The sequence below is a fragment of the Streptomyces sp. NPDC045022 genome (assembly GCF_056432605.1).
On sequence record NZ_JBWKIR010000012.1, the window covers coordinates 53,688 to 70,770 of the forward strand.

The following is a 17,083-nucleotide window of genomic DNA, read 5'->3' on the forward strand; positions in this document are numbered from 1 at the left end:
GCGCCATGCGGGTCCTGGCCACCGCCGGACACGTCGACCACGGCAAGTCGGCTCTGGTCCGCGCCCTCACCGGCATGGAGCCCGACCGTTACGAGGAGGAGCGCCGCCGGGGCCTCACCCTGGATCTGGGCTTCGTGTGGACCAGGCTGGGACCGGACGGAGAACACCTCGCCTTCGTGGACGTACCCGGACACGAGCGGTTCGTCGCGACCATGCTGGCCGGTGTCGGACCCGTGCCCGCCGTGCTGTTCGTGGTCGCCGCCGACCAGGGCTGGCAGCCCCAGTCGCAGGAGCACCTGGCGATCCTCGACGCGCTCGGCGTCCGGCACGCCGTACTCGCGGTGACCCGCACCGACCTCGCGGACCCCGAGCCCGTACGCGCCGACGCCGTCGAGCGCCTGGCCGGGACCTCCCTCGGCAAGGTGCCGTCGGTCGCGGTCAGCGCGGTCACCGGCGCGGGCCTGGACCAGCTGCGCCGTGAACTGGCCCGGCTGGCGGACGAGTTGCCCGTGCCCGACGCCGATGCCGATGTCCGCCTGTGGCTCGACCGGGCCTTCACCGTCCGTGGACACGGCACCGTGGTGACCGGCACCCTCGGCGCGGGCACCCTCCGGGTCGGCGACCGGCTGGTCACCGGGGACGGCGGGGCCGTGCTGCGGGTGCGCGGGCTGCAGAGCCTGCACGAGGAGCGGACCGCCGTCAGCGGGGTGGCCCGGGTGGCCGTCAACGTGCACGGTCACGGGCACGACAGCCTGCGCCGCGGCCAGGTGCTGCTGACCCCGGACCGCTGGCTGTCCACCGAGCTGATCGACGTCCGGGTCACCGGCGAACCGGTGGCCGGCCTGCCCCGCTCCGTCACCCTGCACATCGGCACCGCCGCCGTACCGGTGGCCGTCCGTCCACTCGGCGAGGACACCGCCCGGCTCACCCTGCGCCGGGGACTTCCCCTGCGGGCCGGCGACCGCGCGGTGCTGCGGGAACCGGGCGGGAGCCGCATGCCCCGCGGGGTCACCGTCCTCGACGTACGGCCGCCCCGGCTGACCCGGCGCGGCGCCGGCCGGGCCCGCGCGGCCGAACTCACCGGCCTGACCGGCCGCCCCGAGGGTGCCGCGGAGCTGCGCCGCCGCAAGCTGATCCGGAGCGCCGACCTGCGGGCGATGGGCGTGGCGGCGCCCGCCGGACCCGTGGCCGGGGACTGGCTGGCCGACGCGGAGTACTGGAACACCCTCAGGGAACGGCTGGCCGCCGCGGTCGAACGGCACGCCCGCGCACATCCGCTCGAGCCCGGGCTGCCTGCCGAGGCGGCCCGTCATCTGCTCGGCCTGCCCGACCGCGCCCTGGTCGACGCGCTGGTCCGGGCGACGCCTCGACTCCACGCCCGGCAGGGCCGGGTGCACCTCGCCGACAGCCTCCGGCCCGCCCTGCCCCCGAGCGTCCGCGCGGCCGTGGACGCCGTGCGCCAGGACCTCGCACGGGCACCGTTCCGCGCACCCGAGGCCGGCCGGCTCGGTGAACTGGGCCTCGACCGCAAGGCACTGGCCGCAGCGGTGACCACCGGCGCCCTGCTGCGCATCGCCGACGGGGTCGTGCTGCTGCCCGGCGCGGACGCCGAGGCCGCCGCGGTGCTGCGCGCCCTGCCGCAACCGTTCACGCTCAGCGAGGCGCGGCGCGCGCTCGACACCACCCGCCGGGTGGCCGTACCGCTGCTGGAGTTCCTGGACGCCCAGGGTTACACCGTGCGCGTCGACGAACAGCGCCGACGCTGCCGTCCGCACACGGTGAACGGAGGCGGACAGGAATCGAACCTGCCTGCCCGAGATCCTCGGGCACCTCGGTTTTGAAGACCGGGAGGGCCACCAGGCACCCACACGCCTCCACCGCTCGTCAGGCTACTGCCCCAGGAGACCGGCATGACACCGACCCGCCAAGCGTCCGTACGGCTCACGCAGTACGCCCACGGTGGCGGCTGCGCCTGCAAGATCCCGCCGGGGGAGCTGGAGGAGGTGGTCGCCGGGCTGACCGTGCCACCACTCGCCGGGGGCGACACCCCGCTGCTCGTCGGGCTCGCCACCGGTGACGACGCGGCCGTGGTCACGCACCGGGGAACGGCGCTCGTCTGCACGGCCGACTTCTTCACCCCGGTCGTGGACGACCCCTACGACTGGGGGCGCGTCGCCGCCGCCAACGCCCTGTCCGACGTGTACGCCATGGGCGGCCGGCCGGTGCTCGCGGTCAACCTCCTGGCCTGGCCGCGCGACCGGCTCCCGTTCGACCTGGCACGCGAGGTGCTGCGCGGGGGACTGGTGGTCGCCACGGAGGCGGGCTGCCACGTCGGCGGCGGACACAGCGTCGACGACCCGGAACCCAAGTACGGCATGGCCGTCACCGGGCTCGCCGATCCCGAGCGGCTGTTGCGCAACGACGCCGGCCGCCCCGGGTTGCCCCTGTCGCTGACGAAGCCGCTCGGCCTCGGTGTGCTCAACAACCGCCACAAGGCCACGGGGGAGTGGTTCGAGCAGGCTGTCGCCACGATGGTGGCCCTGAACCGGGACGCGTCCGCCGCCGCCCTGGCCGCCGGGGCCACCTGCGCCACCGACGTCACCGGATTCGGCCTCCTCGGCCACCTGCACAAGCTCGCCCGGGCCTCCGGTGTGAGCGCCGTCCTCGACACCGCCGCCGTGCCGTACCTGGACGGCGCCCGGGAGGCCGTACGGGACGGGTACGTCAGCGGCGGCACTCGGCGCAACCTGGAGTGGGTGGCACCGTTCACCGACTTCGGCACCGCTGACGAGGACACGCGGCTGCTCCTGGCCGACGCCCAGACGTCCGGCGGGCTGCTCGTGGCCGGGGAGGTGCCCGGAGCGCCGGTGGTGGGGGAGCTGGTGCCGCGCGGAACTCACTCGGTCGTGCTCAGGTGAGACGGCACCCTCCGGGTCAGCGGGAGGGGTTTCACGGCTCCGTGCCGGTGCGCTCGTCGATGCCCGCCCGGGCCCGGTAGGCCCGCACCAGCTCCACGGCCGCGCGGCCGCGGGGCCGGCGTCCCGGCTGGATGTCGACGGTGAACGTCTTGCTCTCCTGGATGTGGGTGTTGGGGTCCATCGCCAGGTGGCCCAGCTCATTGGCCGCGTCGCCGGTGCTGTAACCGTTGGGCCCCCAGTGGTAGGGCAGGCCCACCCGGTACAGGGTGCGGCCCTGCACGATCAGCGGCGGTACGCGGTCGGTGACCAGGACCCGCGCCTCGATGACGCCCCGGGCGCTGACGATCATCGCCCAGCCGGTGTGCTCCAGGCCGCGCTCGGCGGCGAGTTCCGGTGACACCTCGCAGAAGAACTCCGGTTGCAGCTCCGCCAGATAGGGCAGCCAGCGCGACATGCCGCCCGCGGTGTGGTGCTCGGTGAGCCGGTAGGTCGTGGCGACGAACGGGAACACCTCCGCGCCCGGTTCCTCCCCGCTGGGCTGGTAGCGGTTGTCGGGGTGCGGCAGCAGCAACTGGCGCACCGGGTTGCGCTGCTGGCCGTAGAGCATGTTGGTGAACGGCGACTCCTGCGGCTCGTAGTGCGTCGGCAGGGGGCCGTCGGTCAGCCCGGAGGGCACGAACAGCCAGGCCTTGCCGTCGGCCTGCATGATGAACGGGTCCGTGCCCGACAGCGCCTCCGGTCCGGTCGCGTCCTGCGGCGGCCGGTAGCCGGGCGACTTGTCCTTCTTGAAGTCCGGCACGTCATCGCCGACCCACTGCCCCTGGTCCCGGTCCCACCACACGAGCGCCTTGCGCTCGCTCCAGGGCCTGCCGTCGGGGTCGGCGGACGCGCGGTTGTACAGGATGCGGCGGTTGGCCGGCCAGGCCCACGCCCACTCGGCCGCCACCCAGTCCTGCTGCGCGCCGGGCTTGCGGCGGGCGGCCTGGTTGACGCCGTCGGCGTACACCCCGCAGTAGATCCAGCAGCCGCAGGCGGTGGAACCGTCGGACTTCAGTTGCTCGTAGGAGGACAGCGGCCGGCCCTCGGCGTCATGGCCGTTGATCTCGGCGAGGACGGCCTCGGCGTCCGGCTCGGCGTGCGGGCCCTTCGTGGGGTAGTCCCAGGCCAGATCGAGCAGCGGCCGGTCCATCGGATCGGTGGACCCGGCCAGCTTCTGCCGGATCAGGCGCCCCAGGTGGTAGGCGAACCACAGGTCGCTGCGTGCCTCACCGCGCGGTTCCACGGCCTGGTGGTGCCACTGCAGCAGGCGCTGGGTGTTGGTGAAGCTGCCGTCCTTCTCGGTGTGCGTGGCCGCCGGCAGGAAGAACACCTCGGTGCGGATGTCCTCCGTGCGCAGTTCACCGGACTCGATCTCCCGGCCGTCCTTCCACCACGTGGCCGACTCGATCAGGGAGAAGTCCCGCACCACCAGCCAGTCCAGGTTGGCCATGCCCAACCGCTGCATCTTGGCGTTGGCCGAGCCCACCGCCGGGTTCTCGCCGATCAGGAAGTAGCCCTTGCAGGTCCCCTCCAGCTGGGCCATGACGGTCTCGTAGGTCGAGTGGGAGCCCGTCAGACGCGGCAGGTAGTCGAAGCAGAAGTCGTTGTCCGGCGTCGCCGCGTCGCCCCAGTACGCCTTGAGCAGACTCACCAGGTAGTCGCGCATGTTGCCCCAGTAGCCCTTGCGCGCCGCCTCGGCCCGCACGAAGGCGTCCAGGTCCTCGTTCTCGTGGGCGTGCGGCATCGGGATGTAGCCGGGGAGCAGGTTGAACAGGGTGGGGATGTCGGTAGACCCCTGGATGGAGGCGTGGCCGCGCAGGGCGAGGATGCCACCGCCGGGCCGGCCGATGTTGCCGAGCAGGGTCTGCAGGATCGACGCGGCGCGGATGTACTGCACGCCCACCGTGTGCTGCGTCCAGCCGACGGCGTAGGCGAACGCGGTGGTCCGGTCCCGTCCGGAGTTGTCCGTGACCAGCTCGCACATCTGGCGGAACAGGTCCTGCGGCACGCCGCAGATCTGCTCGACCAGTTCGGGCGTGTACCGGGCGTAATGCCGCTTCAGCACCTGGAAGACGCAGCGCGGGTGGGTGAGCGTCTCGTCCCGTTCCGGCTCGCCCTCGCCGATGTCGGCGCCGCCCGAGCCGTGGGACTCGCCGCGCGCGGCCTCGGACACCGAGCTGCCGCCGCCGGTGCGCGCCTCGTACTCCTGGTCGCGTTCGCCCGAGGCGGCCTGCACCTCGGTGCCCTCGTACTGCCAGGTGCTGTTGTCGTAGCTGCGGGTGCCGGTGTCCAGGCCGGAGAAGACGCCGTCCAGGTCCTCGGTGTCCCGGAAGTCCTCCCGCAGGATCACCGGCGCGTTGCTGTACGCCACGACGTAGTCACGGAAGTACTTCTCGTGCTCCAGCACGTAGTGGATGATCCCGCCGAGGAAGGCGATGTCCGAGCCCGCGCGCAGCGGCACGTGCACATCGGCCAGCGCGCTGGTACGGGTGAACCGCGGGTCGACGTGGATCACCTTGGCGCCGCGGGCCTTCGCCTCCATGACCCACTGGAACCCGACCGGATGGCACTCGGCCATGTTCGAACCCTGGATGACGATGCAGTCCGAGTTCTGCAGGTCCTGCTGGAAGGTGGTCGCGCCACCGCGCCCGAACGAGGTTCCCAGACTGGGAACGGTGGAGGAGTGTCAAACACGCGCCTGGTTCTCGATCTGGATCGCTCCCAGCGCCGTGTACAGCTTCTTGAGGAGGTAGTTCTCCTCGTTGTCGAGCGTGGCTCCGCCGAGGCTTGCGAAGCCCATGGTGCGCCGGGTCCGGGTCCCGTCGACCTCCCACTGCCAGCCGGCCCGGCGCGCCTCGATCACCCGGTCGGCGATCATGTCCATCGCCGTGTCGAGGTCAAGCCGCTCCCACTCGGTACCGTGCGGGCGCCGGTAGAGGACCTGGTGCTCGCGGGCGTCCCCAGTCGTCAGCTGGAGGCTCGCCGCGCCCTTGGGGCACAGCCGGCCGCGCGAGATCGGCGAGTCCGGGTCGCCCTCGATCTGGGTGACCCGCTCGTCCTGGACGTACACGTTCTGGCCGCAGCCCACCGCGCAGTACGGGCAGACGGACTTCACCACCCGGTCGGCGGTGGCGACCCGAGGCTGGAGCCGCTCGGTGCGCCCGCTCCTCGCGGCGGCACCCCGGCCCAGCGGGTCGGTTCCGGTGAGCTGGCGGTAGACCGGCCAGGAGTCGATCCAGGTGCGTACGCCCACAGCCGCTCCTCCCGCTCGGTCTCCCCACAGTGTCCCGCAGCCTCGCCGGGACGGCATCTCTGGCGGCACCTCTCGCCGTGCCGAGCCGCGGAGTACCCCCGCCCGTCGCGGCCAAACCCACCCGCCAGGTGTGAGACGGCCGGGCCGGGGGACCCCACCGCTGCGGTGTGTCGGCGCATGGACCATATCCGCTGCCCGTAATGTCCGGGTGGTCGCGGTCCCGAACGAGGCTACGGGAGTGCTCGCATGAGGGTCAGGGTCGTCGGGGCGAAGGCGGCGGCGCGGTGAGGCAACGTCACATCTTCGGGACCGTCTTCACCCTGGAGACGATCGTCGCGTGCTTCGTCTTCCTGGTCGTGTGCGCCCTGCTCGCCTGGGCGCTGCTGCGGCGGCGGGCCGGCCGGCAGGGGGAGGTCTCCGAGCGGTCCGAACGGTCCCGCCTGGAGACCTACTACGTCGCTGCCCTCGCCGCCTTCGCGGTCTTCCTGGTGGCCTGGACCGCCTGGCAGAACCACGAGGAACACCGCGCGGCCGCCGCCGAACCGCTGCGCGTCGACGTCACCGGCTTCCAGTGGTGCTGGACCTTCCGCTACCCGCAGTCCCCGGAGCACCGCAGCGTCTCCGGCACCTGCAAGGGCAGGAACACGCCGACGCTCGTCGTGCCGACCGGCCGCACCGTCCAGCTCCGCCTCACCTCACGGGACGTCATCCACTCCCTCTGGGTGCCGGGCCTGCGCTACAAGATGGACGCCTTCCCGCACCACGTGAACACCTTCACCCTCACCCTCGACCGGGAGGGCCGCTGGCGCGGCAGGTGCGCGGAGTTCTGCGGACAGCGCCACTACGCGATGGACTTCTGGATCAAGGCCGTCTCGCCCAAGGAGTACGACCGCTGGCTGCACGGCCACCCCGCCGGCGCCGGGACGGGGGCCGCGTGACGGTCGCACCCCCCGCCGCCGGGCAGCGGGACGACGCCGGCCGGCCCGTACCGCCGGGCAGCTGGCTGGGCTGGGTCTCCACCACCGACCACAAACGCATCGGACTGCTGACCGTCGTCACCTCCCTGGTCCTGCTGCTGCTCATGGGTGTCTTCGCGCTCCTCATGCGCGGCCAGCTCGCACAGCCCGAGGAGGACTTCCTCACCGCGCACGCCTACAACCAACTGTTCACCATCCACGGCTCCGGCATGATCTACATGGTCATGACCCCGTTCGCGATCGGCATGGGCGTCTACCTCGTCCCCCTGCAGATCGGTGCCCCCGGGATCGCCCTGCCCCGCCTGACCCTGCTCGGGTACTGGCTCTACGTCCTCGGCGCGCTCACCATGCTGGCCGGTTTCGCCACGCCCACCGGGGCGCACGCCGACGGCTGGTTCTCCTACCCGCCGATGGCCGACACCGAGCACTCGCCGGGCGCCGGCACGGACCTGTGGATCGCGGGCGTCCTCCTCGCGGTCACCGGGACCATCCTCATGGGCTGGGCCGTGCTCTGGACGATCCTGCGCCGCCGCACCCGCGGCATGACCATGCTCCGGCTGCCCGTCTTCTGCTGGGCGATGGTCGCCACCTGCCTCATGGTGATCGGCGCCTTCCCGGCCCTGCTCGCCGCCCTCACCCTGCTCGCCGTGGGCCGCGCCGACGCCTCGGTCTTCGCGTCCAACGTGTGGAACATCGGCTACCAGCACATCTTCTGGTTCTACGGCCACCCGGTCGTGTACGTGATGTTCTTCCCGTACCTCGCCGCCGTCGCCGAGGTGCTGGCCGTGTTCTCCGGCCGCCGCTTCTTCGGATACCGGGGCACCGCGCTGTCGCTGCTGATCTTCGCCGCCCTGTCGATGAGCGTGTGGGGCCACCACATGTTCGCCACCGGCCAGGCGGCCAACGACTACTACTCCCTGACCTCCATCGCGCTCCTCGTCCCCGCCGGGGTCGAGTACTTCGGCATGCTCGGCACCATCCTCGGCGGCCGGCTCCGCCTAGCCGCACCGATGCTGTTCGCGCTCGCCTTCCTCCCGCAGTTCCTGATCGGCGGTCTCACCGGGATCATGGTCGGCACCCCGGTGATCGACTACCACGTCACCGACAGCTACTTCGTCGTGGCCCACCTGCACTACGTACTCTTCGCCGGCAGCGCCTTCGGGCTCTTCGCGGCCGTCTACTTCTGGTTCCCGAAGGTCACCGGCACCCTGCTCGACGAACGCATGGGCCGCCTGCACTTCTGGCTGCTGGTGATCGGCACCAACACGACCTTCCTGCCGATGTTCGCCCTCGGCTACCTCGGTATGCCGCGCCGGGTCGCCACGTACGCCGCCTTCGACGGCTTCGGACTGCTCAACCTGCTCGCCACCATCGGTGCGGCCTTCCTCGCGGCGGGAATGACGGTGTTCGTCGTCAACGTGCTGTGGACCCTGCGCAGGCGCACGCTGGGCCGCGCCGAGCACGCCGGTGACGATCCGTGGGACGCCCACACCCTGGAGTGGGCCACCACCTCCCCGCCCCCGCGCCTCAACTTCCCCGCCGATCGCCCGCTGCCGCCCGTCACGAGCTTCGCCCCGCTGCTCGACCTCAGGCGCCGGGAAGACCGTGACCGCCGGGAACGGAGCGGCGCGTGAAACGGCACCTGTCCGCCGCGGTGGTCGCCGGCTGGGGCCTGCTGAACGGCGTCCTCCTCGCCGTGCTCGCGGTCTACGGCGAGAGCGCGCTCGTGTACTGGCTGTGGGGCGGAGCCGTCCTCGTCCTCGAACTGGCCGCCCTTGCCGTGCTGTTGTCCTCGCGCACGGCCTCCGACCAGCACGTCCGCTACCACGTGCCGGACCGGGGAGCGGGCGCGGTCCTGCCCGCCGCGATCGGGCTGCTGCTGGTGGCCCTGTGCTTCGTCTACGGCCACTGGCTGCTCGCCGTCGCCGTACCCCTGCTGGCCGTGGCGGCGGCCATGGCGGTGCGCGGGACGACGGCCCGGGAGAGGTGACGGCGGTGGACCACTCCGCGCACATGTCCTCGCCGTCGTCGGTGGCCGCGATGGCCTGGTCGGGCCTCCTCGTGGCCGTGGTCGTCCCGGTCACCGTCCGGCTCCTGCGGCGGTCCCCGCTGTGGGAGCGGATCAGCCTGCCCGCGGCGGTGGCGCTCCCGCTGCTGGTGCTGCTGCACGCCTGGGCGGTACTCGGGGACACGGTGGGCCTGCGGCCGCCGGGCGGTGGCTGGGCCACGGAACCGGCGCTGCTCCTGGCCGCGGTGCTGTTCTGGCTGCCGGTCATCGCCGCCACCCGGCACCGCCTGAGCGATTCCGGCCGCTGCCTGTACCTGTTCCTCGCCGCACCCCTGCTCGACCTGCCGGCGGTCGGTGTCGTCGCGGCCGGGGACTCGGCGGCGGGGCTTTCCATGATCGTCGCCATGCTGCCGGTCGGCGTCACCGCCGCCGCGATCACCTGGTCCTGGGTCGACCGAGAGGAGCGCGAGGCCATGGCCGCACAGCAGCCCTGCCCCCGGGGAGGTGATCCCGTTGCCCGGTGACGGCCGCCCCCGCGTCCTCGTCCTCGACGTCAACGAGACGCTCACCGACCTGTCTCCGCTCGCCACCCGCCTGGAGGAGGCGGGACTGCCGGGCCACCTGCTGCCCGCCTGGTTCGCCGGAGTGCTGCGGGACGGAGTCGCTCTGACCCTGGCCGGTGGCCAGGCCTCCTTCGCCGCCGTGGCCCGGGACGGGCTGCGCACGCTGGCGGCCCGCGCGCGGAGCGGGACCGACCCGGAAGAGGTCGCCGACCACGTCCTGGCCGGACTGCCCGAGCTGCCCGTGCACGCGGACGTGCCCGACGGTGTGCGAGCCCTGCGCACGGCCGGGTACCGCCTGGTGACCCTGACCAACGGCTCCGCGGCCACCACCCGCGCGGTCCTCGACCGGGCCGGTCTGTCCGACTGCTTCGAAACCCACCTCGATGTGGAGGGTGTGGGCCGCTGGAAACCAGCGAGGGAGGCCTACGCGCACGCACTCGACACCGTGGGCGTGCCGGCCGGTGAGGCGGTTCTGGTGTCGGTACACCCCTGGGACATCGACGGCGCCGCCCGAGCCGGGCTCGCCACCGCCTGGCTGCGGCGCGCCGCCCAGCCCTACCCGGCGGCGCAGCTCCCCGCCGCCCTGGAGGCCACGGGCGTGAGGGATCTGGCGGACCGGCTCGGCGCCCAGTGGCGCCTCCTCGACCAGAGCGGGGACGGGGAGGACAGCGCCTGAAGGCCGTACCGACCGCGGTGAGTGCCGTGCGGTCCGGCGCCCGGGCTGAGGACTGCTGAGGCCGCTGTACACGGGTGTTACGGAAGGCGACCGACCCGCCTCGGGAAGCCTGGCCGCGTCAGCTTTCGCGGGCTCTGAGCCTCTCCCGCTGCGGTAGCACCGTGTACTTGGGATCCTCCGCCGACACCACCCCGGCGTCGAACACCCCGAAGCGCAAAGCAGCGGACCCGGTCAGCAGAGCGGCGCCCGCGGCCACGGCGAGGCGCCGGTCGCGCAGTCGCCCCGACAGGACCGCCAGCGCGGCACCGCCCGCTGCGAGAGCCTCCGCCGCCCGCAGCAAGCGGTGCGGCCTGCCCAGCTCGAAGGGCTCGGCGGCCAGCCCCATGCGCCGCTTCATGACCTGGAAGGCGCCCAGTTCCAGCGCGGCCCCCAGCACGGCCATCCGGCGGGCGGGTCCGGCCTCGCCGACCGGAGCCGCGACCAGGGCGAGTCCGGACGCGGCGATCGCACCGGAGCCGCCGAAGACGAACGGCAGCTGCCGGTAGCCCTCGTGCCAGGACGGCACCGCCGTGTCCGAGATCAGCACCGCGGTGTAGGTCGCGACCGCCGGACCGAGGACGGCGGCGGCCGCCGTGGCCGCCGAGCCGACCAGCCGGTAGCGGCCGGCCACGTCGGTCGCCGCCGCGGCCAGCGTCAGCGGCGCGTAACCGGCCAGCAGCCAGGAGCCCACGCTCATCGGCGAGGTGGGCTTGAAGACCCGCAGCATGTTCAGGAAACGGCCGGGCCGCCCCAGGTCGTGCACCAGTGCCGCCAGCGACAGCGAGATGGCCCCGGCGGCCCCCAGCTTCGCCGGCCTGCCCAGGGCGGGCCGGCCGGTGGCCTCGGCCCCCGCCGCCAGCAGCGAGGACGCACCGGCCAGACCACCCAGATACAGATACCCGGCGATGTCCAACGGCTTCCACGTCGGCTTGTTGAGTACGGGTTTGCCGTAGTACGACGAGAACTCGGCGTCCGGCACCATCGGCTGCTCGCCCCGCCCGCGCCGACGCCGGCGACGAACCGGCTGCGCGCCCGGGGGCGCATCCCGGCCCGGCCGCGCGCCCTGGCCACCCTCGCGGGTGACATCGGATCCGGTCATCGTGGCCTCCTCACGAAGCTGCCGACGGCGAGGGCGGCCAGGGAGACGGCGGCCAGCGCCGCGTGCCGCCACATGTCGGGCAGGTCCCGGGTGGTGACCACCGGGTCCGGGGGCAGTCCGTAGACCTCGGGTTCGTCCAGCAGCAGGAAGAACGCCCCGTCGCCGCCGACCCCGTCGTCCGGGCTCTCGCCGTACAGACGGGCATCGGTCACACCGGCCGCGTGCAGCTGCGCCACCCGGCCCCGGGCCCGCTCACGGAGTTCCTCCAGCGGGCCGAACTGGATGGAGTCCGTGGGGCAGGACTTGGCGCAGGCGGGCTCCATGCCGACGCCGAGCCGGTCGTAGCACAGGGTGCACTTCCACACCCGGCCGTCGTCCTCGCGCTGGTCGATGACGCCGTACGGGCAGGCGGGGACGCAGTAGCCACAGCCGTTGCAGACGTCTTCCTGGACGACGACCGTGCCGAACTCGGTGCGGAACAGCGCCCCGGTGGGGCACACGTCGAGGCAGGCCGCGTGGGTGCAGTGCTTGCACACGTCCGAGGACATGAGCCAGCGCAGCTCGGTGCGGCCGTCGGGCGAGACCGGGGAGATCGGCCCGGCGGATGCGCCCTCCTGGCCCGGCGGGGGAGTGGTGGCGCCCGGACCGGGTGACCCGGCGTCGGGGCCGAGCCGGGAGGCGGCCGCGAACACATCCACGTCCTCGTGGGTGATCCCGGGCTGCTGCCCGCCGAACGGCGCCCGCTGCTCGATGAAGGCCACGTGCCGCCAGGTGTCGGCGCTCAGCCCCTGCGTGTTGTCGTAGGACATGCCGGTCAGTTCCAGACCGTCCTCCGGGATGGCGTTCCACTCCTTGCAGGCCACCTCGCACGCCTTGCAGCCGATGCACACGGAGGTGTCGGTGAAGAATCCCATCCGCGGCGGGGCGTCCGGGTAGCCGGCGGCGCCGGCCACGTCCGGCTGCGGGCCGTACAGAACGGTGCCGCGATCCTCATGCCCGCTCATCCTCTGCCTCCTCGCTCACGGCTCCTCGCCGTCCCCGGGTACCTCGCCCGGCGCCGCCCGCACGAATTCCACGCGGCGTTTCTGCCAGGCGGTGGCCGGCATCTCCACACTCTTGCCGAAGTACCAGCGGCTGAGGGCGTTGCGCAGCCGGTGTCTGTGGAACCAGCGCCAGGCCTCCGTGCCCTCCGCACGCGGCCGGGGGGTGTCGCGCACGAGGATCCGGTAGGCCTCCTCCCGGGACAGCAGCGTGTGCGCCTCCTCGTAGCCGCCGCCCGCGGTGCGCCGCACCTCCGCGGTCGTCTCACCGTCCAGCAGCCGGCGCCGGTCGCCCGCCTGAAGCCCCAGGCAGGCCCGTTTGGTGGCGTGGTAGGTCAGGAACGGCCCCACGAACAGCGCGGTGCGCAAGGTGCGGGTCAGCAGCTCCAGGGGCAGGCCGAACCGGTAGGCCAGCACGTCCTGCCCGCCCGCCAGCAGCAGTACCGCGTACGCCGAGACGGCCGCCGCGCCCAGCGCCGTGCGGGTGGGCTGGTTGCGCGGCCGGTCGCACAGGTGCTGCTCCGGCCGGGGCCCGGTGATCCATCGCTCGAAGAACGGACAGCCGTAGAGGACGAGGAAGAGCACCGCGGGCAGCACGACGCCCGGCAGGAGCACGTCCCAGGCGATCGTGTGCCCGGCGAGGTTCGTCTCCGCGGCCGGCATCAGCCGCTGCGCGCCCTCCAGATACCCCACGTACCAGTCGGGCTGCGAGTCCAGGGAGACGTGGTCGGCCCGGTACGGCCCGAACGCCCACACCGGATTGATCTGGAACAGCGCGCCCATCAGGGTCAGCACGCCGGCGACGACGAGGAACAGGCCCGCGGACTTCGCCGTGTACTGCGGGACGAGGGGCTTGCCGATCACGTTCCGGTTGGTGCGGCCGGGCCGCGCCCACTGGGTGTGCTTGTGCACCACGACGTACGTCAGGTGCACCGCGACGAGCGCCAGCAGCAGGCCCGGCACCAGCAGAATGTGCGTCACGTACAGCCGGGAGATGATGTCGTGCCCCGGGAACTGGCCGCCGAAGACGAAGAACGACAGATAGGTGCCCACGACCGGCACGGACAGCAGGATGCCCTGCGCGGTGCGCAGACCGGTGCCGGACAGCAGGTCGTCGGGGAGCGAGTAGCCGCAGAAGCCCTCCAGCAGGGCCAGCAGGAACAGCGTGACGCCGACCGTCCAGTTGACCTCCCTCGGGCGCCGGAACGCCCCGGTGAAGAAGATCCGCAGCAGGTGCACGCCGATCGCCGCGACGAACACCAGCGACGCCCAGTGGTGCACCTGCCGGACCAGCAGACCGCCGCGCACGCCGAAGCTGATGTCCAGCACCGACGCGTACGCCTCGGTGGTCATCGTGCCGCGCAAGGGGAGGTACGAGCCGGTGTACGGCCGTTCGGCCATGTCCGGGTGGAAGAAGAACGTCAGGTACAGGCCGGTCAGCACGAGCACGAGGAGGCTGTAGAGCGCCAACTCGCCCAGCAGGAAAGACCAGTGGTCGGGGAACGCCTTGCGCAGGAACTCCTTGCCCGCGGAGGAGACCGGCAGCCGCTGGTCGAGCGCGGTCACGAAGCGTTCGCCACGCCCTTCACGACGCCGGGGCGGCCGGCGCTCCTCGGACATCGCCACTGCGTGCTCGCCTTCCGCCCGGTGCCGGGTCCCTCACTCTCGGTACGCTCCTACGAGCCTGGCACGGGTGCCCCGGCTCCGCGCGCCCGAAACGGCCCGGACGGACGCGCGGCCCCCGCCCGGAGCCGTTTGCGGGGGGCGGCGCGCGGCTACCCGGGGCGCGCACGGACGTGCCGGTCCAGGAGGTCAGCGTGGTGAACGTGTCCGAGGTCGTCGCCGCCCGGCTGCGGGCCTGGGGTGCGGACCGGGTGTACGGCGTGCCGGGCCTCGGGACCGCCCCACTGATCGGAGCCCTGCGCGGCGGCCCCGACACCCCGGAGTTCGTCCAGGCGCGCGGCGAGGAGTCCGCCGCCCTGATGGCCTGCGCCCATGCCAAGCTCACCGGCCGCCTCGGCTGTTGCGTCGCCCCGTCCGGCGCCGGCGCGCTGCGCCTGCTGGCCGGACTGTACGACGCGGCGGCGGACCGGGCGCCGGTGCTGGCGGTGGTGGGAGAGGATCCGGCGCCGCGTGGGAGGGGCGGCCTGGGCATGCGCCCTCTGGCGGAGGTCTCGGTCTTCTGCGAGCAGGTGTCCGACCCCGGACTGCTGGACGACGCTCTGAACCGGGCCGTACGGGCCGCGCTCACCGACCGGGGCGTCGCGAGCCTCGTCGTGCCCTACCACGTCCTCGCCGCCCCGGCACCCACCGGCGCCCTCGGCGCGGACGGCGCTCGTCCCGTACCCCTTCCGGTACGGCAGCCCGGCGAGGAGGACGTCCGCCGCGCGGCCCAGACCCTCAACGGCGCGGGCAAGCCGGCCGTCGTCGTGGGCAACGCGGGGCGGCCGGCGTCCGGGCAGGCGGTCGGCGTCGCCCAGCTCCTCGGGGCCGGAGTGGCCACGACGGCTCTGGCGCGGGACGCGCTGCCCGACGACCTGCCGTACCAGACGGGTGTGGCCGGCCGGCTCGGCAGTGCGGCCGCGGCGGCCCTGCTGCGGGAGTGCGACACGCTCCTGCTCCTGGGCGCCGAGGACCTCGATCCCGACCTGTTGCCCGACCCCGGCCGGTGCCGGGTCGTCACGGTGGACCCGGAGCCGGGCGACTGCCCGCTGGACCGCGGTTTTCCGGCCATCCGGATGACCGGCGACGTCACCGCGGCCCTCGAAGCGCTCATCCCCCTCCTGCACCGCGCCGCCGACCGGTCCTGGCGCACACAGGTCGAGAAGGCGGTACGGGGCTGGCGGGAAGAGGGAGAGACCAGGGCGAACCGCTACTTCGGTACGTCGGTGAACCCGCGCTCGGTCGTCGCCGAGCTGTCCGAGCGGCTGCCCGACCGGGCCGTCGTCGTCACCGACTCCGGAACGTCGCTGGACTGGTGGACCCGCCATCTGCGGATCCGCAACGGCATGCGCTCCCTGCTGTCGGGCCGGTTGGGTGTGCCCGGCGCGGCCGTCCCCTACGCCGTCGCCGCCCGGTTCGCCGCCCCCGACCGGCCGGTGATCGCCCTCGTCGGCGACGGCGCCTTCCAGAGCGGCGGTCTCAACGAACTGATCACCGTCCGCCGTCATCTGGAGCGGCTGGCCGACCTCCCCCCGCTGGTGTTCTGCGTCCTCAACAACGGCGATCTGAACCGGCTGACCTGGCGCCGCCGAGCCGCGGCCGGGGACCCGCTCATCCCGCTCTCCGCCGAGGTCCCCGCCATGCCCTACGCCGAGTGGGCGCGCCTCGCGGGCCTGCCCGCCGTCCGCTGCGACCGGCCCCGGCACGTCGCCTCCGTCTGGGCCGACGTGCTCACCCTGCGCGGACCGGTCCTGCTGGAGTTCGTGGTGGACGGCGAGAACCCGCCGGACTGGGCGTCCGGCGGGGCCCGGACGAGCATCGCGAGCGAGGGGGGCAACCCCCTGCCCAAACCCTTGGTCAAACTCCTCCGGCTACCCGGATAGTCCGCACCCATGCCTGTTCACCCTGGGTGATTTTCGTGTCGTCGAGGGTTGGCCGATTACTTTGTCCCAGAGCACGAACCTGGGTTAGCCTGCGGCGTATTTTTCTCATCACGCATCTCCGTGAACTGCGGAAATGCACACACAATCGTCGGGTCAGGCCGTGTGCCCGGCAGTGGTTCCGAGTCCTCCGCACGAGGGCTCCTGGGGAGCGGAACGAGGGTGCGCATGGCCGGCAGGGCTACCGGGACGACCGACACGGTCCCGGGTGACCACGAACTGAGAAGACTGCTCGCGGGGCTGACCGCGGTGCGGGACGGAGACTTCGGCACCCGGCTGCCGGACGACTCCACCGGACTCATGGGCGACATCGCCACCGTCTTCAACGGCATGGTCGACCAATTGTCCGTCTTCACCTCCGAAGTCACCCGGGTGGCCAGGGAAGTGGGCACCGAGGGGACCCTCGGGGGCCAGGCGCAGGTACCGGGTGTCTCCGGCACCTGGGCCGACCTCACCGACTCCGTCAACGCGATGGCGGGCAACCTCACCACGCAGGTCCGGGACATCGCGCAGGTCGCCACCGCCGTGGCCAAGGGCGACCTGTCCCAGAAGATCGACGTCCCCGCGCGCGGCGAGATCCTTCAGCTGAAGGAGACCGTCAACACGATGGTCGACCAGCTGTCCGCGTTCGCGGACGAGGTGACCCGGGTCGCCCGCGAGGTCGGCACGGAGGGCCGCCTGGGGGGTCAGGCGCAGGTGCCCGGCGTCGCCGGTGTCTGGCGCGACCTGACGGACTCGGTGAACTTCATGGCCGGGAATCTGACGGCGCAGGTGCGCAATGTCGCCCAGGTGACGACCGCGGTGGCGCAGGGTGATCTGTCGCAGAAGATCACGGTGGACGCGCGGGGCGAGATCCTGGAGCTGAAGAG

The 17,083-nt window shown here is 72.8% G+C and carries 12 protein-coding genes, 1 tRNA gene and 1 pseudogene; 9 read left to right on the forward strand and 5 right to left on the reverse strand.

The features are described 5' to 3' along the window. Positions 1 to 5: 5 nt before the first annotated feature. Positions 6 to 1,748, forward strand: a pseudogene (gene selB, locus AC07C1_RS22210) (selenocysteine-specific translation elongation factor); the annotation flags it as partial. Between the two features lie 35 nt (positions 1,749 to 1,783). Here the strand turns inward: selB and AC07C1_RS22215 are convergent. Beyond that, positions 1,784 to 1,876, reverse strand: a tRNA-Sec gene (locus AC07C1_RS22215). A 34-nt stretch (positions 1,877 to 1,910) separates the two neighbouring features. Here AC07C1_RS22215 and selD point away from each other — a divergent pair. Beyond that, positions 1,911 to 2,918 (forward strand): selenide, water dikinase SelD, encoded by a 1,008-nt coding sequence (selD, locus tag AC07C1_RS22220; protein WP_478941413.1) that lies wholly within the window; start codon positions 1,911 to 1,913, stop codon positions 2,916 to 2,918. Between the two features lie 31 nt (positions 2,919 to 2,949). Here the strand turns inward: selD and fdh are convergent, their stop codons facing one another. Beyond that, entirely contained in the window at positions 2,950 to 6,210 is a 3,261-nt protein-coding gene (gene fdh, locus AC07C1_RS22225; protein WP_478941415.1) for a formate dehydrogenase, read from the reverse strand. 284 nt (positions 6,211 to 6,494) lie between these two features. On the opposite strand from fdh, the gene coxB reads away from it, so the two are divergent. From coxB to AC07C1_RS22250, 5 genes are read left to right on the forward strand one after another with little or no spacing between them, the layout of a single operon-like run. Next, the gene (coxB, locus tag AC07C1_RS22230; protein ID WP_478941417.1) at positions 6,495 to 7,148 is read left to right on the forward strand and encodes a cytochrome c oxidase subunit II; all 654 of its coding nucleotides are present in this window, start codon (positions 6,495 to 6,497) and stop codon (positions 7,146 to 7,148) included. Then, a complete protein-coding gene (locus tag AC07C1_RS22235; protein WP_478941419.1) occupies positions 7,145 to 8,821 on the forward strand; it encodes a cytochrome c oxidase subunit I in 1,677 nt (558 codons plus the stop codon). The genes coxB and AC07C1_RS22235 overlap by 4 nt, the downstream gene beginning before the upstream one ends. Beyond that, a complete protein-coding gene (locus AC07C1_RS22240; RefSeq protein ID WP_478941421.1) occupies positions 8,818 to 9,177 on the forward strand; it encodes a hypothetical protein in 360 nt (119 codons plus the stop codon). The genes AC07C1_RS22235 and AC07C1_RS22240 overlap by 4 nt, the downstream gene beginning before the upstream one ends. Positions 9,178 to 9,182: 5 nt before the next feature. Then, positions 9,183 to 9,719, forward strand: coding sequence for a hypothetical protein (locus AC07C1_RS22245; RefSeq protein ID WP_478941422.1), 537 nt, complete (start codon positions 9,183 to 9,185; stop codon positions 9,717 to 9,719). After that, the gene (locus AC07C1_RS22250; RefSeq protein WP_478941424.1) at positions 9,709 to 10,434 is read left to right on the forward strand and encodes a haloacid dehalogenase type II; all 726 of its coding nucleotides are present in this window, start codon (positions 9,709 to 9,711) and stop codon (positions 10,432 to 10,434) included. Before AC07C1_RS22245 ends, AC07C1_RS22250 begins: the two co-directional genes overlap by 11 nt. Positions 10,435 to 10,552: 118 nt before the next feature. On the opposite strand, the gene nrfD is transcribed toward AC07C1_RS22250, so the two are convergent. From nrfD to qcrB, 3 genes are read right to left on the reverse strand one after another with little or no spacing between them, the layout of a single operon-like run. Further along, on the reverse strand, positions 10,553 to 11,572 hold the full coding sequence (gene nrfD, locus AC07C1_RS22255; protein ID WP_478941426.1) for an NrfD/PsrC family molybdoenzyme membrane anchor subunit: 1,020 nt from the start codon (positions 11,570 to 11,572) through the stop codon (positions 10,553 to 10,555). Continuing rightward, positions 11,569 to 12,576: a 4Fe-4S dicluster domain-containing protein gene (locus AC07C1_RS22260; protein ID WP_478941428.1), complete on the reverse strand. Its 1,008-nt coding sequence runs from the start codon at positions 12,574 to 12,576 to the stop codon at positions 11,569 to 11,571. The genes nrfD and AC07C1_RS22260 overlap by 4 nt, the downstream gene beginning before the upstream one ends. 15 nt (positions 12,577 to 12,591) lie before the next feature. After that, complete coding sequence (gene qcrB / locus AC07C1_RS22265; RefSeq protein WP_478941430.1) at positions 12,592 to 14,232, reverse strand: cytochrome bc1 complex cytochrome b subunit; 1,641 nt, start codon at positions 14,230 to 14,232, stop codon at positions 12,592 to 12,594. A 197-nt stretch (positions 14,233 to 14,429) separates the two neighbouring features. Here qcrB and AC07C1_RS22270 point away from each other — a divergent pair, with 197 nt between their 5' ends. Next, on the forward strand, positions 14,430 to 16,157 hold the full coding sequence (locus tag AC07C1_RS22270) for a thiamine pyrophosphate-binding protein (protein ID WP_478941432.1): 1,728 nt from the start codon (positions 14,430 to 14,432) through the stop codon (positions 16,155 to 16,157). Between the two features lie 225 nt (positions 16,158 to 16,382). Next, positions 16,383 to 17,083, forward strand: a 701-nt coding sequence (locus tag AC07C1_RS22275) for a HAMP domain-containing protein (RefSeq protein WP_478941434.1), incomplete at its 3' end; no start/stop codon positions are given.

Bases quoted from the DNA above. Each gene is read 5' to 3' on its own strand.
- qcrB (WP_478941430.1), bottom strand. From the start codon at position 14,232: ATGTCCGAGGAGCGCCGGCCGCCCCGGCGTCGTGAAGGGCGTGGCGAA.
- nrfD (WP_478941426.1), bottom strand. From the start codon at position 11,572: ATGACCGGATCCGATGTCACCCGCGAGGGTGGCCAGGGCGCGCGGCCG.
- selD (WP_478941413.1), top strand. From the start codon at position 1,911: ATGACACCGACCCGCCAAGCGTCCGTACGGCTCACGCAGTACGCCCAC.
- AC07C1_RS22260 (WP_478941428.1), bottom strand. From the start codon at position 12,576: ATGAGCGGGCATGAGGATCGCGGCACCGTTCTGTACGGCCCGCAGCCG.